26 protein-coding genes are annotated in these 25658 nt (G+C 63.1%); 8 read left to right on the top strand and 18 right to left on the bottom strand.

Features of this window, described 5'->3' with window-relative positions; genetic code table 11:
• Positions 1 to 273 precede the first annotated feature (273 nt).
• Positions 274 to 1014 carry an SDR family oxidoreductase gene (locus tag AB7008_RS36630; RefSeq protein ID WP_441260372.1) on the top strand — a complete coding sequence of 247 codons (741 nt, stop codon included), beginning with the start codon at positions 274 to 276 and terminating at the stop codon, positions 1012 to 1014.
• Between the two features lie 71 nt (positions 1015 to 1085).
• Here the strand turns inward: AB7008_RS36630 and AB7008_RS36635 are convergent, their stop codons facing one another.
• From AB7008_RS36635 to AB7008_RS36675, 9 genes are all read right to left on the bottom strand, one after another.
• The gene (locus AB7008_RS36635; RefSeq protein ID WP_441260373.1) at positions 1086 to 1838 is read right to left on the bottom strand and encodes a sensor histidine kinase; all 753 of its coding nucleotides are present in this window, start codon (positions 1836 to 1838) and stop codon (positions 1086 to 1088) included.
• Between the two features lie 610 nt (positions 1839 to 2448).
• Positions 2449 to 5334: an ATP-binding protein gene (locus tag AB7008_RS36640; protein ID WP_441260374.1), complete on the bottom strand. Its 2886-nt coding sequence runs from the start codon at positions 5332 to 5334 to the stop codon at positions 2449 to 2451.
• Positions 5335 to 5561: 227 nt separating this feature from the next.
• Complete coding sequence (locus AB7008_RS36645) at positions 5562 to 6149, bottom strand: alpha/beta fold hydrolase (RefSeq protein WP_441260375.1); 588 nt, start codon at positions 6147 to 6149, stop codon at positions 5562 to 5564.
• Between the two features lie 81 nt (positions 6150 to 6230).
• Positions 6231 to 6611 carry a RidA family protein gene (locus AB7008_RS36650; RefSeq protein WP_441260376.1) on the bottom strand — a complete coding sequence of 127 codons (381 nt, stop codon included), beginning with the start codon at positions 6609 to 6611 and terminating at the stop codon, positions 6231 to 6233.
• 27 nt (positions 6612 to 6638) lie between these two features.
• A complete protein-coding gene (locus AB7008_RS36655; protein ID WP_248879271.1) occupies positions 6639 to 7433 on the bottom strand; it encodes an enoyl-CoA hydratase/isomerase family protein in 795 nt (264 codons plus the stop codon).
• Between the two features lie 12 nt (positions 7434 to 7445).
• Positions 7446 to 8264 carry an ABC transporter permease gene (locus AB7008_RS36660; RefSeq protein ID WP_441260377.1) on the bottom strand — a complete coding sequence of 273 codons (819 nt, stop codon included), beginning with the start codon at positions 8262 to 8264 and terminating at the stop codon, positions 7446 to 7448.
• Positions 8261 to 9037: an ABC transporter permease gene (locus AB7008_RS36665; RefSeq protein ID WP_441260378.1), complete on the bottom strand. Its 777-nt coding sequence runs from the start codon at positions 9035 to 9037 to the stop codon at positions 8261 to 8263. Before AB7008_RS36665 ends, AB7008_RS36660 begins: the two co-directional genes overlap by 4 nt.
• Positions 9030 to 9809: an ABC transporter ATP-binding protein gene (locus AB7008_RS36670; RefSeq protein WP_304490959.1), complete on the bottom strand. Its 780-nt coding sequence runs from the start codon at positions 9807 to 9809 to the stop codon at positions 9030 to 9032. The genes AB7008_RS36665 and AB7008_RS36670 overlap by 8 nt, the downstream gene beginning before the upstream one ends.
• 22 nt (positions 9810 to 9831) lie before the next feature.
• A complete protein-coding gene (locus AB7008_RS36675; RefSeq protein ID WP_441260379.1) occupies positions 9832 to 10773 on the bottom strand; it encodes an ABC transporter substrate-binding protein in 942 nt (313 codons plus the stop codon).
• A gap of 126 nt (positions 10774 to 10899) precedes the next feature.
• Between AB7008_RS36675 and AB7008_RS36680 the strand changes: the two genes are divergently transcribed.
• Positions 10900 to 11517, top strand: a complete 618-nt coding sequence (locus AB7008_RS36680) for a MarR family winged helix-turn-helix transcriptional regulator (RefSeq protein WP_441260380.1) — start codon at positions 10900 to 10902, stop codon at positions 11515 to 11517.
• Positions 11518 to 11564: 47 nt separating this feature from the next.
• Here AB7008_RS36680 and AB7008_RS36685 read toward each other — a convergent pair whose 3' ends face one another.
• The 9 genes from AB7008_RS36685 to AB7008_RS36725 form a co-directional block, all read right to left on the bottom strand.
• Complete coding sequence (locus AB7008_RS36685; protein WP_441260381.1) at positions 11565 to 13754, bottom strand: molybdopterin cofactor-binding domain-containing protein; 2190 nt, start codon at positions 13752 to 13754, stop codon at positions 11565 to 11567.
• Positions 13751 to 14215: a (2Fe-2S)-binding protein gene (locus AB7008_RS36690; protein ID WP_441260382.1), complete on the bottom strand. Its 465-nt coding sequence runs from the start codon at positions 14213 to 14215 to the stop codon at positions 13751 to 13753. The genes AB7008_RS36685 and AB7008_RS36690 overlap by 4 nt, the downstream gene beginning before the upstream one ends.
• Before the next feature lie 36 nt (positions 14216 to 14251).
• Entirely contained in the window at positions 14252 to 14644 is a 393-nt protein-coding gene (locus tag AB7008_RS36695; protein ID WP_441260383.1) for a RidA family protein, read from the bottom strand.
• A gap of 28 nt (positions 14645 to 14672) precedes the next feature.
• Positions 14673 to 15386 (bottom strand): ABC transporter ATP-binding protein, encoded by a 714-nt coding sequence (locus AB7008_RS36700; protein WP_441260384.1) that lies wholly within the window; start codon positions 15384 to 15386, stop codon positions 14673 to 14675.
• Positions 15383 to 16156 (bottom strand): ABC transporter ATP-binding protein, encoded by a 774-nt coding sequence (locus tag AB7008_RS36705; RefSeq protein WP_304490964.1) that lies wholly within the window; start codon positions 16154 to 16156, stop codon positions 15383 to 15385. The genes AB7008_RS36700 and AB7008_RS36705 overlap by 4 nt, the downstream gene beginning before the upstream one ends.
• Position 16157: 1 nt before the next feature.
• The gene (locus tag AB7008_RS36710) at positions 16158 to 17036 is read right to left on the bottom strand and encodes a branched-chain amino acid ABC transporter permease (RefSeq protein ID WP_304490965.1); all 879 of its coding nucleotides are present in this window, start codon (positions 17034 to 17036) and stop codon (positions 16158 to 16160) included.
• A gap of 11 nt (positions 17037 to 17047) precedes the next feature.
• Positions 17048 to 17920, bottom strand: a complete 873-nt coding sequence (locus AB7008_RS36715; RefSeq protein ID WP_248879280.1) for a branched-chain amino acid ABC transporter permease — start codon at positions 17918 to 17920, stop codon at positions 17048 to 17050.
• 23 nt (positions 17921 to 17943) lie between these two features.
• Positions 17944 to 19071 (bottom strand): ABC transporter substrate-binding protein, encoded by a 1128-nt coding sequence (locus AB7008_RS36720; RefSeq protein ID WP_304490966.1) that lies wholly within the window; start codon positions 19069 to 19071, stop codon positions 17944 to 17946.
• Positions 19072 to 19150: 79 nt separating this feature from the next.
• On the bottom strand, positions 19151 to 20191 hold the full coding sequence (locus AB7008_RS36725) for a LacI family DNA-binding transcriptional regulator (RefSeq protein ID WP_304490967.1): 1041 nt from the start codon (positions 20189 to 20191) through the stop codon (positions 19151 to 19153).
• A gap of 80 nt (positions 20192 to 20271) precedes the next feature.
• Between AB7008_RS36725 and AB7008_RS36730 the strand changes: the two genes are divergently transcribed.
• From AB7008_RS36730 to AB7008_RS36755, 6 genes are read left to right on the top strand one after another with little or no spacing between them, the layout of a single operon-like run.
• Complete coding sequence (locus tag AB7008_RS36730) at positions 20272 to 21417, top strand: acyl-CoA dehydrogenase family protein (protein ID WP_248879283.1); 1146 nt, start codon at positions 20272 to 20274, stop codon at positions 21415 to 21417.
• Positions 21418 to 21435: 18 nt separating this feature from the next.
• Complete coding sequence (locus AB7008_RS36735) at positions 21436 to 22971, top strand: AMP-binding protein (protein ID WP_304490968.1); 1536 nt, start codon at positions 21436 to 21438, stop codon at positions 22969 to 22971.
• 10 nt (positions 22972 to 22981) lie between these two features.
• Positions 22982 to 23761 (top strand): citryl-CoA lyase, encoded by a 780-nt coding sequence (locus tag AB7008_RS36740; RefSeq protein WP_304490969.1) that lies wholly within the window; start codon positions 22982 to 22984, stop codon positions 23759 to 23761.
• Between the two features lie 10 nt (positions 23762 to 23771).
• A complete protein-coding gene (locus AB7008_RS36745; RefSeq protein WP_304490970.1) occupies positions 23772 to 24230 on the top strand; it encodes an acyl-CoA thioesterase in 459 nt (152 codons plus the stop codon).
• Positions 24231 to 24232: 2 nt separating this feature from the next.
• Positions 24233 to 24994 carry an enoyl-CoA hydratase/isomerase family protein gene (locus AB7008_RS36750; RefSeq protein WP_304490971.1) on the top strand — a complete coding sequence of 254 codons (762 nt, stop codon included), beginning with the start codon at positions 24233 to 24235 and terminating at the stop codon, positions 24992 to 24994.
• Positions 24995 to 24997: 3 nt separating this feature from the next.
• Positions 24998 to 25642 (top strand): flavin reductase family protein, encoded by a 645-nt coding sequence (locus tag AB7008_RS36755; RefSeq protein WP_248879288.1) that lies wholly within the window; start codon positions 24998 to 25000, stop codon positions 25640 to 25642.
• Positions 25643 to 25658: the final 16 nt, after the last annotated feature.

Here is a 25658-nt window from a genome sequence, read left to right on the forward strand (position 1 = left end):
CGGATTTGCCAATCGCTTTTCGTTGATCCGCGCGTGAGCGCCCGTCCCCCCTTCAACGAGCGATTTCGATCGGCTCACATACCCCGGCACTGCGACGATTTACGGTCCTTTGCATAAACAAACAGCCGGTGTTCGGCAAGGTCAGTCATACCGTTACCGAGAATTCCCCGCGGTGCGGCGTCTCATCGAGATACCCCCAAGAAGCGGCGGGAGCATGCATAAATCGATACCGCCTGGTGCACAGTGAAACACCTGCCGTTCAGGAGCGCGCCGATGTCCGGCACGCAAAAGAAAGTCGCCATCATCACCGGATCTGCCCGCGGCGTCGGCGCAGCCATCGCCGAGAGGCTAGCCCGTGACGGCTTCAGCGTCGTGATCAATTATGCCGGCAATGTAGCCGCCGCAGACACTCTTGCCGACAAGATCGAGATGGCCGGCGGTCGCGCAATCACGGCACAGGCCGATGTCGCGCGGGTTTCCGAGGTCGAACGCATGTTCGAGATCGCCGACGTCGCCTTTGGCGGCGTCGATGTACTCGTGAACAATGCCGGCATCATGCTGCTGTCAACCATCGCCGAGACCACCGATGCGCAGTTTGAGGCCCAGATCGCAGTGAACCTGAAGGGCGTCTTCAACACGCTTCGTGAAGCTGCGCGCCGGATCCGCCATGGCGGACGAATTATCAACCTGTCCTCCAGTCAAGTCGGCCTCCTTCATTCGAACTATGCCGTCTATGCGGCCACAAAAGCGGGTGTCGAGGCGATGACACGCGTGCTTGCGAAGGAGCTTCGCGGCAGGAATGTCACCGTCAACGCAGTTGCACCGGGACCGACCGCGACGGCGCTGTTTCTGGAGCGAAAATCCCGGGAAGCGGTCGATTATCTCGCGGGCCTCGCTCCTCTCGAGCGGCTCGGGCAACCCGTCGACATCGCAGCGGTGGTTGCTTTTCTTGCCAGCCAGGATGGAGCGTGGATCAACGGCCAGGTAATCCGGGCCAATGGCGGAATCATTTGAGACGTGACGATAGACGGAGCGCCGCTGATTGACCGAGCGCCGTCCCATAGCGCTCATGACGCTCTCCTCTTTCACGCCTTTTCTGCCACGACGGAAAAGCAAGTTCCGCGCGATGGTGCGGAACTCACGTCAATGCGGTGACCGAGGATGGCGGTTGTGCGACGTACGATGAAGAGACCGATGCCCAACCCATCGGTTTCGGTTGAATCGAGTCGCGTGAACGCCTCAAAGATTCGTGACATCTGATCGTTGGTCATGCCGATTCCGGTGTCGATCACATCGATCCGTATGCTGGTACCTAAGTGACGGCATCCCACGAGAATGCGACCACCCGGTCGGGTATACTTGATCGCATTGCTGATCAGGTTGCGAAGGATGGCGCCAAGCAGAAAGGCATCACTCGTCACCAGCGATCTGCTTGGCACCATGCGGATCTCGATCCCCTTCTCGATCGCGAAGGATTCGCTCTCGCGCCGAGCTTGTCGCAGCAGCGGCTCCAGGCCGACCGGTAGCAGCTGCATGTGCCTGGCGCGCTCATGCAGGCGAACGGCTCCAACGAGCTGATCGAGCAGCCCCTTCAACTGGCCAAGCGCCGCTTGGCTGATTTCCAGGAGACGTTGCTCGGATTTTGTGCGAGGGCCATTTTCCAATCTCTCATGCGCGCTTTGAAGGATTTGCAGCGGTTGGCGAAGATCGTGCCCCGCGATGGCCAGGAGAACGGTCCCGAAATCCGAAAAGGCCTTGCTCGACGTTCGGTTCCGGCGCCGGTCCGAACGAGGCGAGGCACCGGTCTTAGCTCCGATCCGGCTGTTGACGTCAGGCATGATGCGCGCTCTCTCCAGCCGGAACGAATTTTCAGCCCAAGGATCATTGGCCCAGTCTGCGCTTCCTGGGCCGATAGGCCAGTATAGCGTCGTAAGCTCGTGCAAATTCCTACGATGTGAACGCTACCTGAATCGCCTAACACGCCAGGCAGAATCGCACGGTGAGCTCGATGTCGGAGCGGTGAATGCCCAGACCACGCAGCGTTAGCTGATCGAGGACTGCCAGCGACCGTACCGCTTGCCTGATCCGACGCTCTCTCGACCAATACGCCCAAAGCTCGAGAATCAGGCCTGTCGACCACACACTGCGCGTGCTGCAATTGCGCTCGCCCATCGGCTCCCTTTGTGTGCTCTAAGTCAAGGTCGTCGCCCCTGTATCCATTCGTGTCACTCCGGATCGTTATGCGAGGCGACCATGGGACTGACACAACTACATCCGACAACCTCCTCCCGGAATCGTATTTCATCCGAAACCCGTCGTTCTCCATTACAGCCGCGAACGTGGTCCGCGCACGCAACCTCGGTACTCATCACCGTCAAGACGGCGCACGCAACACCGGGTCGCACCGGCGCGGAAGTGAAGTTTTTGCAGAATGATCCTGAACAGGCTTCAGGCGGCCCCGAGTTCGCGCAACTGGCCCGCCGCTTCTCGCAGATCAGCGGTGTCGAACCCTTCCGTAAATCTTGCAAGGACATCCCCAAGCAGGGTCCGTGCCTCCTCCCTACGTCCTCGAGCCCGCCACCAGCGGCTCAGCAGCATGGCCGAACGTAACTCCCAGCCGAGCGCAGACTGCCGCCGCGCAAGCTCAAGCGCCCCTTTCACGGATGCCTCGGCTTCCGGCCAGTTCTCCGACGATGCCGCCAACAGCACCTCGCTCCGGGTCCGCATCAATTCCGGCAGTTCGAACGTGCCGGAGCCGGTTGCGGCGTCGGCGAGAGCTGCATCAATGATGACAGTCGCTTCTAGAGGATACCCGAAGCGCACCAGAGCGTCCGCTAAGGCGCGAGAAGAGGCCCATGCGAAGACGTACCGTCGTTCGGATTGCAGGACCGGCAGCGCAGCGCGAAACGTCTCAACGGCCGGTCGAATATCTCCCCTCGCCATCAGGAGCTCGCCGCGCAAGCTCTGGCCGGCGGCCTTATACGCCGTGAGCGAGTACCTGACGGCATGAGCGATAAGCCGCTCGGTGAGTTCCTCCGCAACCTCGAGGTCTCCCCGCCAGAGAAACAACGGCGCGGCATAAGCATAAGCAAGGCAGACGTTAAACGACACCGGCTGCACTTGTCGCCCGGCAACTTCGACGCCTTCATGCGCGAACTGGACCGCTTGATCAGGAAGGCCACGAAGCCACAGCGTCCGCGCGCAACCGATCAAGGCTCTCGCCTGGTGATCGTAACCAAAGGAGTGCACCTTCTTAACACCCGCCGCCGCATGCGCAAAGCCTCTTTCATAACTCTGCTGCGCCAGAGCCTGATTTCCGATCAGATGATGGCTCGACCCCAGCATCCACTCCGCTGTCACGATCTCCCTTGACGCGCCTCGCTTGCTGGCGATGGAGGCGTATCGCTCTGCCGCCGCCAGAGATGCGCCCGCATCAGCAAGGCGGGTTCCATGGACATTCAGTCCGGCGAGCAGTTCCAACTGATACTCGGGGTCTCCCAGCGAGTCGGCAAGGCTCAGTCCGCGTTCCAGCGCCCGCGCCACCTCGGCGCTGTCGTTGTGAGCATGATGCGACGAGATCGCCAATGCCAGCTGTAGTCCGATCTCAAGCCTTGTTCCGCGAACATCGTCCGGCAACGCATTCAGAGTTCGCAGGCACCAGCGCCTGCTCTCGCTCAACATCGAGATCGCAATGAGCAATGGCACCGCGCCCGCCCCCAGCGCCACGCAGGTAGAACTATCGCCAGCTTCCGAAAAACTCCATTCGAGCGCGGACCTGACATCTCCGATATGCGGTGCATGTGCGACCAGATCTGGATCGTTGAGACTGTTGGCCCGCGCTCCCGCGAGGCATTGCGCGAGATGGAGTGCATGTCGCCTTGCAATTGTGTTTTCGTCCCCGCGTTCCCTGAGCTTCACCGCGGCATGCGCGCGCGTCGTATCGAGGAGCCGATATGAAGTTGCCTGGCCGGTCGTTGATACCGAGATCAGCGATTTATCGACCAGGCTGGCAACGAGGTCGAGGACCTCAAATCTCTCTTCATCCGATCCGGACGCGACCGCTTGCGCCATATCAAGTGTGAACGCCCCGACGAAGACCGACAGCGAACACAGAACCGATCTCTCGCGCTCCGATAGCAGATCGTAGCTCCAGTCGAGCATCGCCGTGAGGGTCTCGTGCCGCGGCACGCTGCGCCGTCCCCTCCAGAGTAGCATCAGACGGTCGCCGACCAGTTGCGCGAGCCCGCGAATGCCATAGGTGCCTGCCCTGCTCGCCGCGAGCTCCAGGGCCAACGGAACCCCATCGAGTTGACGGCAGATATCCACCACGATCGGCGCATCCTCATCGGTCAGGGGGTGGCGGTATCCTGCAGCGTTGGCCCGCTCCACGAAGAGCTGTACCGCGGGAGACGCCAGCGCCTTGGCTGCCGTCGGGTTCGGCGCGACCGAAGCATTGTCGAGCGAACGCAGCAGATGAACGTTCTCGCCCTGGACCCGCAACGCCTCGCGGCTGGTCGCGATGATGTAGACCAGTGGCGCCTCCCGAAAGAGACCTTCCGTCAACGTCGCCACGAACTCGACGACATGTTCGCAACTGTCGAGAACGACGAGAATTCGTCTGCCGGCAAGAAAGGCCAGAAGCCTGGGCAGCGAGTCCTGCGTCTCCCCGACACAGCCGACGGCGGATGCAACGGCCGAAACGACGAGTGCACCTTCGCGCAGAGCGCTGAGATCGACAAAGCACACCGCATCCCGGAATTCGGGCTCCATTCCATGGGCGAGCGCGACAGCCACGGTCGTCTTGCCAACTCCGCCCGGCCCGACGATGGAGACAAAGCGGCTGGACTTGACCCTTGCACGCAGGGTTTCAACCGTGTCATCGCGGCCTATCATGCGCTCCAAGCGTGGAGGGAGTTGCTCGTGTTGCAGGCGCCCGGTCGGGGTATCCGTAGACGAACCGTCTATTCCCGAATGCCGGACGGGTGCGACAAAGCAGTAGCCTCGGCCCGCGACGTTGGCGATGTAGCCTTCACCGAGCGCTCTGCGCAGATTGGTAATATGAACGCGGAGATTGGCTTCCTCGACGATGAGGCCCGGCCACACCCGCTTGATCAAGTCCCTGCGGCTTACGACCTCTCCGGCACGCTCGACGAGAGCGATCAAGAGGTCCAGAGCCCGGCTGCCGAGCGCCACGGGCTCGTTGTCGTTGACGAGCAGTCTCTGGGGCACGACCAGGCGGAACGGCCCAAATTCGAATGCTTCGCGTTTGTCAGCCCGTTGCCGCAAAGCAGCCACCTCGGTTCTTCGCGCGGAAGCTTCGATCAGATGCGGCACCTCAAGGCTCTAGCTCGCGCGAGCGGGCCCTGCCTCGGCGGCACCTTGATCGGGTCGGCACGCGGTAGCGTACGAGAATCACTCGGTATTGCAAGATGCTACGCCTGGGTCGCCAGGGCCGCCGATGAGTGCTCGTGGCAAAGGTTCGGGTAGCTATCCGGGATAGCGGAATGGCAGAAACAAAGACGTTATCTCCATCATAACGTCGCTTCGCTTTGATCAATCGTTCAGCACATTACAATGTCCTCCGTACAGTTCAGGTAGCTCTTCGGAAGTTGCGTCGCGTAGAAGCGCTCCAGGTCGAGCTTGTCGAGGAACGGCTGATAAGGTTCGGACGACAGCGTCTCGTAGGCCGATCGGGCAAGAGCCTCGTCAGCATCGCTGATGAAGGCCTCACGCCATATCGGATAGGGCAACATCACCGACCGGTCCAACGACGCGGCGGAGATATCGGCGAACATCTTGCGGTAATGCGGCGGTACTTCGTCGTTCAGTGAGTGTCTCTTCTCGGGAACGAACGCATTCCAAAAAACGAGGCGGCGGATCCGATCCGGGATCTCCTCGGCGAGCCGCGCGATGATCGTACGGCGATAGGAATGTCCGACCAGCACGAAATCGCGCAAGTCAGCTCTCACGATCCGGCCAATAAGGTCTTCGATCTGTTGGGCGAGATTGACTCGCTTCTCGACCCCCACGCCATGACCCAGCACCGTCGGCGCGGTGACCGTGTGGCCCCGTTGCTCGAGTCGCTTCGCCACCGGCAGCCAATGCGCTCCGGTATGCCGCGAACCATGAATCAGGACGAATCTGGACATTGTAATCCCAACGGCATTTTGTTGATCCCGAGATCAGGCCGGTCGGTACGATCCGACGTCGAGGCCTGTTTCAGGCACTTTTCAGCGCGAAGGCACGAACGCCACAGCCTCGATCTCCACTCGCGTACCGGAACCAAGGAGTGCCCCGGCTCCGACGGCGGTGCTGGCCGGAGGCTCCTTGCAGTCCATGAACGTTTCGACGCGAGCACGGTTGAAGTCATCGTAATCGGCGAGATCGGCCAGATAGGATGTGGTCTTCACGACATCCGACAGTGAGGCGCCGTGTTTGCCCAGCACGCGAGCGATGCGCTCGAAAATCCGGCGGGTCTGGAGCTCGATGTTGTCGCGTGCGTCCTCGTCGACGCAAAGGCTTCCCGACAAGAACAGCAGATCTCCACTCGGTCCGAGCGGGACGCGGCGGGCCGGCGAAAATCGCGGTCTGTTTTCGTGTGTCGTCGACATGAGACTGACCCTTTCCTCTGGTGTCGTTTACTTTTCGGCTGGTGTGGCGGTGGCAAAGGCCGGAGCCCGCCGTTCGGCGAAGGCACGGAGCCCCTCTTCCGCATCGGCCGTTTGAAGCAATTGCTTCTGTAGCGCGCCTTCCAGAACCAGCCCCTCCTCCAGCGAGCCGTCCAATCCGTTCTGAACGGCCCGTTTCGCGGCCTTCACTGCGAGCGGCCCGTTCGCCGCAATGCGCTTCGCCATCGCGAAGGCGGTATCGAGTAGCGCGTCGGCCGCGACCACGCGGTTTACGAGGCCAATCCGTTCGGCGCGCTGCGCATCGATCGGCTCACCGGTCAGGATCATCTCCAGGGCGCAGCCCACGGGGACAAGCCGCGGAAGCCGCTGTGTGCCGCCGCCGCCCGGCAGCACACCCCACCGCACCTCCGCCAGGCCAAACCGCGAGTCCGGTGTGCAGACGCGAATGTCGCACGCCATCGCCAGTTCAAGCCCACCGGCGATGCAATGGCCTTGGATCGCGGCGATGACCGGCTTGGTGATCTCGCCAGCGAGTGTCATGCCACCGAAACTGATGGTGCTGTCCGTGCCATGCAGGGCGTGCTCGCGGCGCCAGGGCATATAGGCCTTCAGATCGCCGCCGGAACAGAACGCACGGCCGCCAGCACCGGTCATGACAGCGACCAGCAAATTCGCGTCCGCCTCGAACTCTTTCCAGACCTCGGCGAGCGCGCGATCGTGCTCGACGTCGAGGGCATTCATGGCGTCGGGCCGGTTGATCGTGACGAGGGCGACGGCGCCGTTTCGTTCAAAATCGATGGACATGATCCGTTTCCTTTAATACCGCCCCTGAGGCATCAAGGCCCAGGATTCGAAAGCGGCAAGCGCTGCGTTGATGATGAAGCCGAACGAGCCGACGACCGCCAGCAGGCCGAAGACCTCGGCCGCGTTGAAATTGCGCTGCGCCATCAGCAGCAGCGCGCCGAGCCCCGGCATCAGTGTCAGCATCTCCGCGAGCAGCGATACGATGATCGCCAGCGGCGCGGCGACGCGCACGCCCGTCAGGATCGACGGCAGTAGCGCCGGCAGGAAAATCTTGGTCACTCGCGCAATCACACCGAGTTGTAGGGATCGCGCAGCCTCGAGCAGCGTCGGATGCAGCGACCGCACGCCTGAGGTGGTGTTGAGCAGAACCGGCCAGAGCGCCGCGAATACGATCACGAACAGCTTCATCTTTTCATTGACGCCGACGATCAAGGCCGCCACCGGCACGATGGTGGGAGGCGGCAATGTGCGCAGGAATTCCAGCGTCGGCCCGAGGCAGCGCGCCAGACCCGGCGAGGCGCCGATCAACCAGCCAATGCCGACGCCCAGTGCCGTGGCAAGGACAAGGGCCGCGGCGACCGATTGGAACGTCACCAGCACCGTGGGAACAAGATCTCCCGCGCTCGTCCGGTCGATCAGGGCGGCCGCCCATCTCGACGGAGGCGGAAAATAAGGCGAACGCGGATCACCCAGCACCTGCCAGAGCAACAGCAAGGCGATCAGCGGCAGCAGTCCTTGCAGCGCCGACCATGCGTTGCCCGCCGCATGGAGACCCCATCGGCGTCCTCTGCCACCGGCAACGGTTTGTGCGGGCGCGTTGGTTGCGATCATGATTGCTGAAGCTCCCGAATGCCGGGAAAAAGCCGCGCAAAGGTCAGTCGCAGGCACGCGTTGAGGAGAACGCCGAGCGCACCGGTCGCAACCAAATAGCCAAACATCAGGTCCGGCTGGAGAGCTTCCTGCGCCGTCACCAGCCCCCAGCCGAGCCCGGCCGGATTGCCGACCATCTCCGCGATAACCGCGACGACGAGTGCGAGCCCAAGTGCGACACGGGCGCCGACCATGGTCGATGGCAAGACCGCGGGAAGGATGACCTTGCCGAGCCGCTGTGTTCGCGACAGATGCAGCGTCGCGGCCGTATCGAGGAGCCTCGGGTGGATGGCCTTCGCCCCGGCGACGGCGTTGACGATGACCGGCCACACGCTCGCGAAGACGATCACGGTGATTTCCGTAGTGACGGTGAAACCGAACAGCAGGACCGCGACCGGAACGAACGCTACGGCCGGCAAGGGCCGGAGCAACTCGAGTGACGCGCCGAAGAAGCGATGGACGATCGGCGAGAACGCGAGCGCGAGCCCGATCGCCGCGCCAAGCACGCTCGCGATGATCCATCCGGCGAGGGCACAGGCGACCGTGTGCACGGAATCGGCGATGATCTGGCCGGATCGGATCGCGCCATAGAGCGCCTGACCGATCTCCGTCGGCGCCGGCAGAAATTCGAACCGGGTCGCAGCGGCCCTGACGCCGACCTCCCACGCGAGGAAGAGGACCAGGGCGGTCGCGAGTGCCGGCGCGTTGAGCGCGACGTTTAAGCGTCTAAACATGGATCTCATGGCGAAACGCCTCGTAGAGCTGATGACGCAGTCGCAGATATTCGGGAAGCTCCTTGGTCGCGATCTGGTCGCGCGGTCGCGGCAGGTCGACGTGGATGCGCCGCGCGATGTGGGCCGGACTGCCTTTCAGGAGAATGATCGTATCGCTGAGATAGATCGCCTCCTCGATATCGTGGGTCACGAACAGCACGGTGGCGCCGGTTTCGGCCTGGACCGCCAGAAGCTGGTCCTGGAGCGAGGCCTTCGTCATGGCGTCCAGCGCGCCAAACGGCTCGTCCATCAATAGCGCGCTCGGCTCCATGGCGAGCGCCCGGGCGATCTGCACCCGCTGCTGCATGCCGCCCGACAGCCGCCACGGGTATTCATCCCTGAACCGCTCAAGGCCAACCATGCGGATGGCGTTCTGAACCTTGTTATCGAGCTCAGCGTCGCGCAGGCGCCCTTCCACGCCGAGCGCGACGTTTCTCCGCACGGTTCGCCACATCAATAGGGCGTGGCCGTAGTCCTGGAACACCATGGCCATACCGGGCGACGGGGATCGGACCTCGCGTCCTTCGTAGGCGGCGCGGCCGGAGCTGTAGGGTGTCAGCCCCGCCAGCGTCCGCAGCAGGGTGGTCTTTCCGGTGCCGGAGCCGCCGAGGATCGAGACGAACTCGCCTCGTCCGACTTCAAGATCGAGATCCTCGATAATGCGGCGAACGCCCGGCGCGCCGGGCAGATCGATGCAAAGGCGCTCGCACTGAAAAGCGGATTGGGTTGTCATGATCGCCGCCAGTCGTTCCGGGTCACTTCAGCACGAGATTGGATGCGCTCAACTCAGCGAAGAGTTGCCCAGTCTCCCGCATCGCCTCGATCCACGCCGAGATGTGCCTTGCCGTCAGAGCTGTGCTGTACGTCGGAAGCACGATGCTTTCGATCACGTCCTTCGGCAGCCGAGTCCATTTGGCGAGGATCTCGCGCGCCTCGACCTCGTTAGCAGCGATATAGGCTCTCGCCTCCTCGAGGGCCGCGATATAGCGCGCGATCGCGTCGGGATTGGCGCGCGCCCAGGCGCCGTTCGCCATCCAGCTGGTCAGCGTAACGGGATCGCCGACCTGGAGCATCGGATCGCCGAGGTCAACGTGGCCCGCCTTGTTGAGCGCGCTGACAAACGGCTCGACCTCTTCGACTGCATCGACGCGTTGCGCCTTGAGCTGGTCCACCATGTTGGGGAACATCATCTCGATGAAGCGCACGCTTTTCGGATCCACCCCGCCGCGCTTGAGCGCAAGCAGGGTGGCGATGTGGACGACGCCGTTGATCGACGGCGTGCCGATCGTCTTGCCAGCCAGCTGGCCAATCGAGGTGATGCCTGACTGATTGCCGGCGATGAGGCGCATCTGCCGGTTGGCGGCGGTCTCGAGCGTGTTGCCGCACACGCCCACGACATCGAGGCCGCCGGCTGCCGCCTTCACGATATCGATCGCGGTCGCGCCGGAAATGTCCAGCTGGCGGCCGAGCGCACCGATCGTCGTGGAGAGGTTCTGGACCGTCATGACCTCGACGTCGAGCCACTTCTCCAGAAAGAGGCCCTTGTCCTTCGCGACCCAGAGCGGAAGCCAGGCCGACGAGATCACCGAAGCGACGCGGATCTTGATGGGTGCCGCACCACCTTGCGCGAAGGCGCGCGATGGGCGGATTGCGGCCGTGCCAAGCAGGCCGAATATAGTGGAGCGCCTCGTCAGCATCACGCTTTCCCCCTTGTTATGCAGCGCTCCTATTGAGCGCATCGGCCAGTTGCTTTATGACCCGGGCAAGAAGTATCATATAAAGAGACTTTATATCAAGATACTTTATATGAAGGAACATCGGACGTGAAACGGGACGCAATCGACAAATTTACCGGCGAATGGGCGCGGGAGTGGCCGGACCTCGACGTGTCGCACCTCGAGACCGTCGGCCGGATCTGGCGCATCAGCGAGCATTTGCGCCGCCGGTTCGAGCTGTGGCTCCAGCCTCACGGATTGAATTGGGAGACTTTCGACGTGATCGTGTCCCTGCGCCGGCGCGGCGCGCCCCATCGCATGCGGCCGACGGAGCTCAGCGAGGCCTGTCTTTTGACCTCCGGCGCCATGACCAACCGACTCGACCGCGTCGAGCGTGCCGGCCTGATCGTCCGTCGTCCCGCGCCAGACGACCGCCGTTCGGTTCTGGTCGAGCTCACGCCAAAAGGGATCGCCTTGGCCGACCAGGTGATCCAGCCGCACTTCGCCGCAGCCCGGCAGCTGCTTGAATGTCTCGACGACAGGCAGCAGCAGACACTCGCCCATCTCCTGCGCGATGTCCTGACGACGCTCGAGCCGGTCGACGACGAAGTGGCCGACGACGATGGCACGGCCAAGGCATCGACCGGGGCGGCCGCAGGACTGGACAAAGGCCAGGCGGCCTCGAAGACCGGCACAAAGGGAAAGCGCGCGCGCCGCTCCACCTGACACGCAGACAGCGCGGCGGAGGATCGCTGGCGCTGGTCGCCCTTGTCTCATGTGGCTTCGATCGGCAAACGTCTGACGCGCCGCCCGGTCGCCGCAAAGATCGCATTCGTCACGGCCGGCGCCACAATGGCAGTCGCCGCCTCGCCGAGGCCGCCAGGTTCGGCGGTGCTCGGCACGATGTAGGTCTCGATGCGTGGGATTTCCTCGATGCGCATCGGCAAATAGGTATCGAAGTTGGATTGCTCGACGCGCCCATCCTTGAACGTGATCGCCCCGCGTAGCGCTGCGGTCAGGCCGAATATCGTTCCGCTCTGCACCTGCGCGTCGATCATGTACGGATTGACCGGCAGGCCGCAGTCCACCGCGCAGACGATACGCGCCACCTTGACGGCGCCCTTGTCTTCGACGGCGACATCGGCCACGAGCGACAGATAGCTCCCGAACGCGAACTGGACCGCGACGCCGCGGCCCTTTCCGGCGGGCATCGGCTTGCCCCAACCGGCCTTCTCTGCCGCGATATTCAGAACGGCGAGAGCGCGAGGATTGTGCTCGAGGAGAGCCCTGCGGTACTCGACGGGATCCTTGCCTGCCGCAGCGGCGAGCTCATCCACGAAGCTCTCGACGACGAAGACATTGTGCGCCGGTCCCACGCCGCGCCAGAACCCGGTCGTGACGCCGGGCGGTTCGGTCCGAACATAGTCGACCAGGATGTTGGGCAGGGAATAGGGCGGCTCGGCGGCGCCCTCGACGGCATCGAAATCGAGACCGTTCTTGAACAGCGCCGGCACGGCGCGCGCGATGATCGAAGAGCCGCACACCCGATGATGCCAGGCGACCGGCTGTCCCGCGGCATCGAGGCCGGCCGAGATTCGATCATAGTAGTAGGGACGATAGATGTCGTGCTGGATATCCTCCTCGCGACTCCAGATCACTTTTACAGGACCGTCGACCTGCTTGCCGATCTCGACGGCGAGGAGCGTTCCATCCGGCTCGAGCCGGCGGCCAAAGCCGCCGCCGATGTACTGGTTGTGAATGACCACAGCGTCTTGGGGAATACCGAGCAGGGCCGCAACCGCGGCTTGCGTGACGGTCGGGATTTGCGTTCCGACCCAGATCTCACAAGATTCCTTTCGGACATGCACGGTGCAGTTCATGGGCTCCATGGCCGCATGTGCCAGGAACGGAAGCTCGTAGGTCGCCTCGATGCGCCGCGCGGCACCGGCGAACGCTGCTTCGAAATGCCCCTCAATCCGCGCCACGGCGCCGGGACTTTCGGACGCCCGCTTGAGCTGCTCGACAAGCATCTTGCTGTCGACGGACGCGTTGGGGCCGTCGTCCCATGCGACGGCGGCAGCCGCCAAGCCTTTCTTTGCCGCACCCATGTGGTCGGCAACGATGGCAACCGCCCGGTCGATCGTGACGACCTGGCGCACGCCCTTCGTCGCGAGCGCGGCAGCCCTGTTCATGTCTTTGGGCCGACCGCCCATCACGGGCGAGATCGCGAGCGCGGCAACTCGAAGGCCGGGCAGGATGACGTCGATGCCGAACTGGGTTCGACCGGAGACCTTATCCGCAGCCTCGATCCTCTTCGGGGACTTTCCGATCAACTTGAACTGTTCGGGCGACTTGAGTTTGATCTGATCAGGCGCCGGCGGCTTCTCGGAGACCGCCGACCGGAGCAGATCACGATAGGGCAGCGACTTCGTTCCCGAGGGATCGAAGACAACGCCGTTCTTCACGCTGCAGGACGAGGCGGCCACGTTCCACTGTTTCGCTGCTGCCGCGACCAGCATCAGGCGTGCCGCAGCACCGGCCAACCTCAGCGGCCTCCAGAAGCCGCGAATCGAGGCAGACGCACCGGTAGTCTGCTGGCGCAGGATCGGAATCGGATTGGCGTAGAGGGCGTCGTTGGGCGGCGCATGTTCGACCGTGACAGTATCGAGGCCGACCTCGAGTTCCTCCGCCAGAAGCATCGACATGGCGGTATAAATTCCCTGCCCCATCTCGACACTCGGGATGGTCAGGCATACGCGACCATCCGGCTCGATGCGGACAAAAGCATTGAGAGCCGGAGCGCTCTCCTCGCTTGCTGCCTTGGACAGGGACGGCAGCGTAACCGTCAAGGCAAGACCACCCAGCGCGCTCGCTCCGACCTTGAGCAGGCTCCGGCGCGAGAGCTGCGGCAGATTGCGGTTCGCGACCGGCCCCGGCAGTCTCCCGGTTTCCAGTTCCATCATTGCTGCTTCTCTTCCGCCGCCTGCTTGATGGCATCGCGAATACGATTGTAGGTGCCGCATCGGCAGACATTGCCGGACATTGCGTCGTTGATCTCTGCATCGGTCGGATGAGGCGAGCTGGCCAGCAACGCCGCAGCGGACATGATCTGCCCCGACTGGCAATAGCCGCACTGGACCACGTCGAGGTCGAGCCATGCCTCCTGTATCTTACGGCCGGGAGCGGTGAGACCTACGGCTTCGATGGTCGTCACCGCGGCATTGCCGACGCTGTCGACGGTGGTGATGCACGAGCGGGTCGCGACACCATCGATGTGGACCGTGCATGCGCCGCACAACGCGATCCCGCACCCGAACTTCGTGCCGGTCATTTTGAGAACATCGCGAAGTACCCACAGCAGGGGTGTATCGCCGTCGACATCCACGGTGTGCCGTGTGGCATTGATCTTGAGAGCGTATGTCATTCTTTCGCCCGTCAATTGTCGTGAAAGGGGTGCCGTTCAGGCCGGAGCGAGCGCGATGGCTTCGATCTCCAACAGCAATCCGAAATGAAGGGACGCCACGCCGGCGACCACCCTCGCCGGCCGGACGTCGCCGATCCAATTGGCATAGATCTGGTTGAAGGCTGGCCAGTAGTTCATGTCGGTCACGTAGATGCGCACCTGGAGGAGCCGGCTTCGGTCGGCTCCCGCGGCTTCCAGGCAGGCATCGACGTTGGCGAGCACCTGTTCGGCTTGCCGCGCAAACGGCTGGTCGCTCATGGGCTTGCCACTAATGTCGACCGGAAGCTGTCCAGACACGAACACGAGGCCGGCGGCGGTGCAGGTGTGGGAATAATGGCCGGCGGGCGGACGCAGCCGCTCACTGTTTGCAATTACGATACCTTGCTGCATGGTGCTACCTTCGTTGTCTGCCTTCAGTTCAGTAGAACTGCATGAGTACCTTGTTGTCCGCCAATGCGTCCGGACAGGTCTCGTGGATGATCGCGCCGGAGCGCATCACCAGGACGCGATCGGAAATCTTGAATGCTTCCTTCACATTCTGCTCCACCAGCAGGATCGATAGCCCGAGCTGCTGCTGAAGCTGCCGGATCGGTTGGAGCAGATCCTGGAACAGCTTTGGTGCCAGTCCGATCGACGGCTCGTCCATCAGAAGGCAGCGGGGACGGCTCAACAGGGCGCGCGCGATGCTGACCATCTGCTGCTGTCCGCCCGACAGCGTGCCCGCGCGGCGCGCGTAGAACGTCTTGATGCGGGGCAGGATCGACATCACCCACTCGATGCGCTCGGGCTGCGCCCGCTGCGGCACGTCGGTCGCCCACATTGCCAGGCGAAAGATTTCATCAACTGTCAGGCCCGGAAAAATTCCGCGGCCTTCGGGCACGAGGCCAATCCCCAGGGCCGCCATCTTCTTCGGCTCCGGGTGATGCAGGCGCTGACCGTCAACCGATATCTCGCCGCCCTGGCGGGAGACCACCCCGAAAAGCGCATTCAATAGGGTCGACTTGCCGGCGCCGTTGTGACCGACGAGGCAAAGCACCTCGTTCCTGCGGATCTCGAGGCAGACATTGTCGAGCACAACGCGGCCGCCGTAGCCAACGCGAAGATTATCAACGGTGATGAGAGTATCGGTCATGAGTTGCGTTCGCCGAAATAGATGGATGACAATTCCGGATTCCCGAGGATCTCCTCGGGCTCGCCGTCGGCGAGAAGCCGTCCCTGGTCAAGGAAACTGATCCGGTCGGAGATGCTGACGACGATCTCGAGGTTGTGCTCAATTATGCAGATCGTGATGCCGCGACGAACTTCGCTGCGCAGCAGCGCCACGAAGCGCTCGTAGGACCTGGGATCGAGCCCCGACGCCGGTTCGTCGAGAAGCCACATCTTGGCCTTGGTGGCCATGATCCGCGCCATGCTCAGAAACTTGCGTTCCGCATAGGCGAGATCGTTTGCGCGCACGCCGGCCTTGTGCTGCAAGCCGGTGGCCTCGAGGATCTCGTGCACCCGTTGGTGCCGCTCCGCGCCGCTGCCGGTCTCGGATTGCCAGAACCAGGCGCTCTTCTCCATCACCGTGAGGACGTTCTCGAACACCGTCATGTGGGAGAACAGACGCAGATCCTGGAAGGTCCGGGCGACACCAAGGCGCGCGATCTTCCACGGCGCGGTACCGACGATCGATCCGCCCTGCCAGCGGATGTCGCCCGAGGTCGGCCGCAGATGTCCGGTGATCAGGTTGAAGAGCGTGGTCTTGCCTGCCCCGTTCGGGCCGACCAGCGTGGTGATGATCCCTTCGCGCAGATGCAGCGAGACATCCTCGACCGCTTTCACACCGTCGAAACTCTTGGTGAGATTGGCGATCTCGAGAAGCGTCGCGGGGGGGACCTGAGCTTTCGACACTTGCAGCATGTCAGGCCTCGCCTCGCTTCGCGCCCATGAGGCCGTCCGGCTTGAAGATCATCAGCAGGACCATCGCCAGGCCGTAGATCATCTGCTGCACGGACCCGATTTCGGTGCGCGGGAGGAACGGCAGGTAGGTCAAGGCGGCCGGCAGCAGCGTGAGAAGAACCGCACCGACGATCGGCCCCGATACTGTTCCGATGCCGCCGACAATCACCATGGCCATGAAGAGCGTCGAGGCATCGATGGTAAAACTCTCGACGTTGATGAAGCTGAGATAATCGGCATACAGAACGCCTGCCACGGCGCAGATCGCGGTCGAGTAAAACACCGAGAGCGTCTTGATCAGCGCGACATTCTTGCCGAACGCCAGCGCGGCCGACTCGCTGTCGCGAATGGCCTTGAGGCTACGACCGAAGCTCGAACGAACGATCACAGTAGTGAGCACGACCACCAGGGCCAGTATCACGCCGGCGAGGCCGAGGAACTGAGCGGGGTCGCCGAACGCGTATCCCCCGATGCTTGCCGGCGGGATGCCGACGAGCCCGCCGATGCCTCCCGTGACCGACTTCCACTCCGAGAACACGGTTGCGGCGAGGACCTGAAAGCCAAGAGAGGCCGCCACGAAGTAGTCGCCACGTACCCTCAAGGCTGGCAGGGCCAGCGCCGCGGAGATCACGCCGGCGATGAGCATCGCAGCCGGCAACTGAAGCAGCAACGAATCCGTCCATTGCAAGGCAATGAATGCCGCGACATAAGCGCCGACACCGAAGAACACCGCATGGGCAAGGGAGAAAATGCCCGCATATCCCATGATGAAATTCAAGGTGATCGCCAGAATGGCGTTGATGCAGACCAGCGTTGCAAGGTTTACGAGATATGCGATCACGATGCAGACCCTCAACTAGTCACGACGCGGCCGAAGAAGCCTGACGGACGCAGCACGATGAACGCGAACAGAATGAGGAAGGTAACCGCCTCGCTCCACTGTGGATCGAACCGCCACAACGCGAGATTCTCCGCAATGCCCAGCAACAGTCCCGCGCAGGCGGCGCCACGCAGGCTGCCGACGCCGCCGACGATGGTGGCGGCGACGCTGATCAGCATGACGCGGCCGCCGATCGCCGCATTCAGCCCCGACGTCATGCTGGTGAGCACCGCGGCGGGGACGACGAGCAGTGAGCCGAGCGCGAACGCGCATGTCGACACGGCCCTCGGGTTCAGACCAAACGTTCGCACCAACGCGGGGCTCTCAGAGAGCGCGCGGAGTGCGATCCCGATATTGGTCCTGCCGAGAAACAGCTGGAGCGCGACGAAGCAAATCACCGCGGTGACGACGGCAATCCCCGCCGTGGGAGCCACGTAGAGTCCGGGCACGAGCTCGACGCTCCTGCTCAAAGCCGAAGGCACCGAAATGAAGCCGCGCCCGAAGACGGTCCCGATCAGGTTCTGAATGACGACCGCGACGCCAAAGGAGCCGACGAAGATCGTGAAGAATGATCCGTCGGTGCTCTGGATCGGGCCGTAGACATAACGATCCAGGGCAACTCCGAACACCACGACCACGATGCAGGCCGCGAGGATCGCGACCGGCCACCAGACCAGGAGAACCGCATAGAGATAGTAGAATACGTAAGCGCTGATCGCGAAGCTCGCGCCGTGAGCAAAGTGGAAGATCTTCGTGGCCCCGAAGATCAGCGAGAAACCGACCGCAGTCAGGCCGTAGAGCGCCCCAACCTGGATCCCGTTGATGATGAGCTGGAGTAGCAGCATGGGTCCTCGCACAGGCGCCAGAGCTAGTGAGCCGCAACGATCTCGACGACGGCCAGCTCACCGTCCACTTCGTTGATCTGCATCGCGGACCGGATCGTGCCGTCTTTCTCGAAGGTGACACGCCCACCGACCAGATCGAACGCCCCGATCTCACGACGCTTCGCCAGAAGGTTTTCGCCCGTGATCAGCAAGCCAGCCTTCTGCAACGCCGACGCCAGGGCGCCGTACAGGATCACGGCGTTGTAGTAATTCGCGGCGTAGGCCGTCGGCGCCCTGTTGGTCTTGGTCTGGTATTCCCGCGTGAAGCGCTTGGTCACCGGATCGTCGGAATTCCAGTCGATGCGCTGCGTCGTAAACAGCGCTCCCTTGGCCTCGGGAAGGCTGGCGATGGCGGGAATCGCGAACCCCGAGTAGCTGGCGAGCTGCTGCGTAACGCCGTTGTCGCGCAACTGCTTGATAATCTGCGACTGCTGCGCGCCGAACGAAGCGATGTAGACGACGTCCGGCTTGGCATCGCGCACCCGCGCCGCAACCCCGCTGAACTGCTGCGCATTCGACGGCACGGACAGCGCCTCGGCAAGCGTCGCGCCGAGCGAAGGCAGGCTGGACTCGAGCTCACGCTTGATCGACTGGCCGAGCGGATCGTCGACATAGACGAGGACAAACCGCTTCAATCCCCGCTTCTGGACGAGGTAGGGCGCCATCGCCCGCACCTCGAAATTGGCGAGCGGGATGACGTTCCAGAAATACTCGCCAAGCTCGGCAAGGTCGGGCCCGACCCCGCCACCATTGACGGCAACCGTGCGGCTGCGCGCCGCGGTCGTCGAGATGGCCTTGGACACACCGGTGAACGCGGAGAGCACGTAGCTGACCTTCTCGACGTTCACGAGCTTGTTCATGGCGATCACGCCCTGCTGCGGGAGCGCCTGACTGTCTTCGTAGGCGATCGACAGCTTTCCGCCGAGGACTTTCGCGTTGTTGAGGTGGGAAACCGCAAGCTCGGTCGCTCCCATGTAGAGATCGCCGTAATCGGCGTTCGCGCCGCTCAGGGGGAAGATGGCTCCGATGCGAAGATCCTCGGCGGACGCCAGCCCGGCGAGCGCAAGAAGCATCGAAAACGCAAGAACCGCGACTTTCCGCAGAGGCCACATCGCACACTCCCGATTTACGAAAACGATTTCGTAACCTAGGTCGCGCGGGCCCGGCTTGTCAAGCGACAGATGCAGGCTTTCAGATTTCGCCGGCTGCGACCAATTGGCTGCCGTGGGACGAGCGCAGAATCAGCTCAGGCGACCAGATTTCCTGCAATTCCTTGGGCGAACGGCCGTCCATGAGGGCAAGAAGCAGATCGACCATACGGCGCCCCGCCTCGAACGTCGGCGCGGAAAACGTAGTCAGAGGCGGATTCAGATAGGGCCCGAGCGGGTGATTGTCGCACCCGATCACCGGAACATCGACGCCCGGGCGCCTGCCCGTTTCCGCGATCGCCTGCATCGCGCCGGTGGCAATCAGGTCATGACCGCACATGATCGCCGTCGGCGGATCGCTCAGGGCGAGCAGCTGCCGGGCGCCGTTCAGCCCGCCCTCTTCACTGGTGCTGGTTTCGACCACGAGATCAGCATCGAACGGCAACTTCGCCGCCTTCAGGGCCGCACGATAGCCCTCCTGCAAAAGGTGGCTGATCATGAGGTATCCCGGCGTGCTCAAGAGTCCGATCCGGCGATGCCCAAACCCTACGAAACGCGCGGTTCCGTTGCGGCCGGCGACCGTTCGGTCGATATCCACGAAGGGAAACGGCTTGCCGGTCTCGCTGCGGCCCAGCGCCACAAACGGGACGTTGCGCTCCTGGAGGTAGCGGATGCGGGGGTCATCGCGGCGCGTGCGGCCGAACATCACGCCGTCGACCCGCTGCCGCTCGACCAGGCGGCGGAAGCTCTCGAGCTCCGTTTCCAGTGTTCGTCCCGCGACGATGATGAGCTGAAGCGGGGTCTGGCTAAGATTCTGGTCAATCCCCATCAGCAGATCGAGGAAGAACGGATGCGCGAAATGGGTCTGCGGCGGCGACAACACGAAGCCGATGGTCTCTGACGTCTGCGTGCGCAGCCGCCGTCCCGCCGGATCCGGCGAAAAGCCAAACTTTTCCGCCGCTTCCAGCACACGCCGCTTGGTCTCATCGCTCACATCGCCGCGGTCATTGATGGCCTTCGAGACCGTTGACACGGCGAGCCCCAAATGCCGGGCGAGCTCTACGATATTGATCCGCTGCTTCATTCAAGCCTCTTGCCGCCAACACTTGACACAGGAGTTCGCTGGCGTCTAGGTTGCTTACGAAATCGTTTTCGGAGATTTCCATGATCGACCTTGCTTCACATGAGATGACGATGCTCCGCCAGACGGTGCGGGGATTCGTCCGCGACCGCCTGGAGCCGCTCGAACAGCAGATCGAGACCGACGACAACGTGTCTCCCGACTTGCTGGCCCAGCTGCGGCGCGAGGCCTCCGAACTCGGAATCTACGGCTTCAATCTTCCGCCCGAGCTCGGCGGTTACGGGCTTCCGGTCGCGGCACAGGTCGGAATCCTGGAAGAGGTCACCCACACATCCGTTCCGCTGTCTGAGGTCGTCGGGTTCTTGCCGCTCTCGCTGATCCATCTCAACGAGGAGCAGCAAGACCGCATTCTTCCCGATCTCGTGTCCGGCCGCGTGACGATGACATACGCCCTCACCGAACCGGATGCCGGCTCGGATTTGGGCGCGATCCGGACCAAGGCGTTGAAGGTCGAAGGCGGTTGGCGCCTCGAAGGGGCGAAGCAGTTCATCTCCAACGTCGAGACCTGCGATTACGTCATCGTATTGGCCGTGACCGATCCCACCGCCTCCCTCAAGGGGCGGCTGACCACGTTCATCGTCAAGCGCACCAATTCGGGGCTCGTGGGCATGACGCGCTACAAGAAGATGGGGTGGCACGGCTATCATCTGAACGGCTTCTCGCTCGAGGACTGCTTCGTTCCGGATGCGGACGTTCTCGGCCGTCCCGGCGACGGCTTCCTGGTCATGATGGCCTCCATCAACCACGATAGAATTCTGTCTGCGTGCCGGTCGCTGGGATTGGCGCAGCGCGCGCATGACATGTCCGTTGCTTACGCGAAGGAGCGCCGCGCCTTCGGCTCGCAGCTTGCGGGGCATCAGGCCATCCAGTTCATGATCGCGGACAACGACGTCGAGATCGAAGCGACGCGGGCGCTGATCTATCGCGCCGCCGCGCTGTGCGACCAGGAAGATCCGGCCTCACGGATCGCGGTGTCCAGGGCCAAGCTGTACGCCAGCGAGATGGGATGCCGCGTTGTGGATCGCTGCCTCCAGATCTTCGGCGGGATGGGCTACATGTGCGAGCTCCCCATCGAACGTTTCTACCGGGATGCCCGCGCGTTCCGGCTGGGCGAAGGCACATCCGAGATGCAGCGAATTCAAATCGCTCGCCAGGCTCTTTCGAACTGACACACGCAGGGGATCACAATGAGTGGAGCACCAAGCCCCTTTTTCGGGCTGCTCGATGACCATGCCGAAGCGCCGGCGATCTGTCTGGGCGACTATGTCGCTACGCGCAGGGATCTGGCCGAAGCGTCGAACCGTGCCGCGGCGCTTCTAAGCAGCCTCGGCTTGACGCGCGGCGACGTGATCGCGCTCTGGATTCCGGATGGCCCGACCTGGCTGCAATTCCTGTTTGCCGCCGCGCATCAGGGGATTCTCGTCGTTCCGATCAGCACGCGGTACCGGCGCGCGGAAGCGCATCATGTCATCGCATTGTCCCGCGCGAAAGTCGTCGTGGCAGCGACCAACTTCCTCGATGTGGCCTTCGCGCAGGTCGTGCGTGACATCCAGGGCGAGGTGCCCGCGCTAGCACACGTCATCGAGATTGCCGACCCGACCCGTTTCCATGCGGGTGCCGATGGTCACGTCGAAGCTGTTGGCCGGCCGCAGGATCTGCTGTGCGCGTTCAGCACGTCCGGAACGACCGGCGCGCCGAAGCTCGCCGTTCATGACCAGCACAGCTGCCGCACCCACGCCCACACGGTCGCTTCCGCTTTCGACATCCATCCCGGCGGCAAGACGCTGTGTGCATTGCCGCTCTACGGCGTCCTGGGATTCGTCCAGGCCATCGCGACGCTGGCGGGTGGCGGCGCCTGCGTTCTCCTTCCTGTCTTCAAGGCCGCCGAAGCCGCATCGGCGATCGAGCGGCACGGGGCGACCCATGTGTTTGGTTCCGACGGTCTGCTGGATGCCGTCTTCAACGTGCCCGCGGCGAAACTCTCGACGCTGCGCGCCGGGGGTTTTGCCGATTTCGCGGGCCTGACCGATCGAGTGATAAGGACGGCCGAGGACAAATGGGGACTACGCCTCGTGAGCGTGTACGGCTCGTCCGAAGGCTTTGCTCTGATGGCCGCGCGCTCGCCGTCCGAACCGATCGAGGCCAGGTCGCTGCCTGGCGGTCGTCTGCTGTCCGGCGAGATGGCTTTTCGTATCGTCGAGCTCGACAGCGCAACACCGGTCGCGCCCGGCGCGACCGGTGAGTTGCAGATCCGAGGTTACAATGTGATGCCCGGCTATCTGAACAACGAGGACGCAACCGCGCGGTCGTTCACTTCCGACGGCTGGTACCGAACCGGCGATTTTGCGTATGCGGACAAGGATGCCTTCGTTTTCCTGTCGCGCATCGGCGACGGCCTGCGTCTGCGCGGCTATCTGGTCGACCCCAGCGAGATCGAGACGTTTCTCTGCCGGCATCCGGACGTGTCGGCTGCTCAGGTCGTTGGCGTGCGCCTCGAAGGCGAAGGCGACGTTGCGGTTGCCTTTGTTCGCGTCAACCGCCAACTCGGCGAGACCGAGCTGCTCGCCTACTGCCGCGAAGGCATCGCCAACTACAAGGTCCCGCGTCGCATCGTCCAGGTCGACGTATTTCCGGTCATCGACGGCCCTAACGGCACCAAGATTCGCAAGGCGGCCCTGAGGGAGCACGCCTCCCAGCTGCTCAGCTCCGCCCCCATCACCTGACGAGGTTGACATGAAACGGCACGAGATCAAATCCGACATCGCCTGGGCGACCCCCACGCAAATCAAGGTCCACGGGCTCGACCTTTGCTCCGAAATCGTCGGTACCCTCGACTTTGGGCAGATGGCGTTCCTCGAGATCTTCACCCGCCTTCCAAGCACGAACGAAGCGCGTATGTTCAATGCCATGATGGTGATCCTGGTGGAGCATGGAATTACGCCCTCGTCCCTCGCCACGCGCATGACCTATTGCGGCGCGCCTGAAGCCGTCCAGGCTTCGGTCGCCGCGGGACTGCTGGGGCTCGGCTCCGTGTTCGTCGGCTCGCTGGACAACGCGGCGAAGATGCTCCAGGAGGCCTTGCCCGACCCGCAGGCGTCCGTCGATTTGAAGCAGCTGGCTGCCGACATTGTCAGCGCTCACAGGAGCCGGCGTGAGATCATTCCAGGTGTCGGCCATCCCTTCCACAAGCCGATCGATCCACGCACGCCGGCCCTGTTCAAAGTCGCGCACGAAACCGGTTTTGCCGGCCGTTACGTGGAGCTGATGGAGAACATCGGCGCGGAGGCAAGCAAGCAATACGGCCGGCCGCTCCCCCTCAACGTCACCGGCGCGATGGCCGCGATCGCCTCGGAGTTCAATCTGTCCTGGAAGATGTGCCGCGGCCTCGCCGTGGCAGCTCGCGCGGTCGGGCTTGTCGGGCACATCATCGAGGAGATGCGTCAACCGATGGCCGAGGAGATCTATTACCGGATCGAGCACGAGGCCACCGAGCACTCCCGCCCGCGCGAGTAAGGAACGACGGATGATCAAGGATCCGGCTTCGCCCGCTCCTGCAACGCCACAGCTGACGCCGGAGCACTTCCGCTTTTGGAGTCCGGAAAAGCTGCGCAACGCAGATACCGATCAATTCCGGCACGTCAACAATGCCGCAATCGCCAGCTTCCTGGAGAGCGGCCGAATGGAGCTGTTTGCGGAACCCGCGATCAGCCGCCTGATGGGCGGGCTGAATGTAGTGGTCGGCCGGCTGACCATCGAATTCCACGCCGAGATCTTCTATCCGGGCGAGGTCAATATCGGCTCGACGGTCACATATATCGGCCGCTCCTCCTTCGAGGTCCTGCAAGGCGTCTTCCGCGCCGGGACATGCGTGGCTTCCGCGACTGCGTCCTGCGTGCTGCTCCAGGAAGGTAGGCCATATGCCGTTCCGGACGACATCCGGCGGCACCTGCTCGGCAAGCCCTCCAGTTCTGCGGGAGGCTGATCATGCCGGTGCTTTACAGCCGCAGCGGCGACATCGCGATTCTCACTCTGAACGAGCCGCAGCGCCGCAATGCCCTCTCCAGGGCCTCGGTCGCGATGCTGTTCGAGCTAATCGAGCGGTCGCACGCCGAGAAGGCGCGGGCCATCGTGATCGCGGCGAATGGTCCGGTGTTCTGCGCAGGCGCCAACATCGACGATTTGAAGGCCGGTTGGATGAGCGGCACGCCCGATCCGGCCGATCCCGCCGTGTTGTTTCGTGCCTTGGCCGAGGAGACGCGTCCCACCATAGCGGCGCTCCAGGGCGGGGCTCTCGGCGGCGGATTTGAGCTGACGCTCTCCTGCGATCTGGTCGTGATGGGAACGGAGAGCTATGTCGCTCTCCCGGAATTGGGGCATGGCGTCATCCCGAACACCGCCCTGGCGCGTCTCCACCGCGTGGTGGGCGCGAGGCGGGCCACCGAGCTGGTATTGACCCGCCGCCGGCTAAGCGCAGCCCAGGCCATCAACTGGGGATTGGCCAATCGCTTGGTCCCGACGGCTGACGTCCTTTCCAGCGCGATCGACCTTGCGCTAGGCATCGTGCAGTCGGCGCCACCGGGCGCCATCGCTGCCGCGAAGCGCAACCTCGCCCATCACGGCGAGACGGATTGGGCGCGCGTGCTGGCTTCGCCCGGGGATGTCCCAGCCGCCGAATGGCGCGAGGGACTACGATCCTTCGACGAGCGGCGCAAGCCCAGCTACGATCAATTCTGGCAGGACATGTGAACCATGGAGCCAACGCCAACCCGCGCTACGTCGCAAGACATCCACTTCTACGAGCCGGCGAACGGACACGGGCTGAAGCACGATCCCTTCAATGCCATCGTCGCGCCGCGGCCGATCGGCTGGATTTCCTCGCGTGATGCGAGGGGCAACGTCAACCTCGCGCCATACAGCTTCTTCAACGCTTTTTGCTACACTCCGGCACTCGTTGGTTTCTCGTCGACGGGCTGGAAAGACACCGTCGCGAACGTCCAGGACACCCGGGAATTCTGCTGGAACCTTGCAACCATGGATTTGGCACAGCAGATGAACGCGACAGCGGTCCATGTCGGCCGAGAGGTCGACGAGTTTGCAATTGCCGGACTGACGCGAGCGCCGAGCAGGTTCGTCAGTGTGCCGCGCGTGGCGGAAAGCCCGGTGTCGTTCGAGTGCAGGGTCACGGAGATCATCCAGCTCAAGGGGCTGACGGGTGAACCAGCGGAGGCATGGCTGACGCTCGGCGAAGTCGTCGCCGTCCACATCGACAAGGCTTTCATCAAGGACGGCGTCTATCTCACCGAGCTCGCACGCCCGATCGCACGCGCCGGCCGGCGGGGTGACTATTTCGAGATGACGGCAGACACCATGTTCGAGATGGTTCGGCCGGACTGATCGCAAGGCGGCGCTC

Origin of the sequence: Bradyrhizobium sp. 521_C7_N1_3, from assembly GCF_052075975.1 — a bacterium.
Taxonomy (GTDB): Bacteria; Pseudomonadota; Alphaproteobacteria; order Rhizobiales; family Xanthobacteraceae; genus Bradyrhizobium; species Bradyrhizobium japonicum.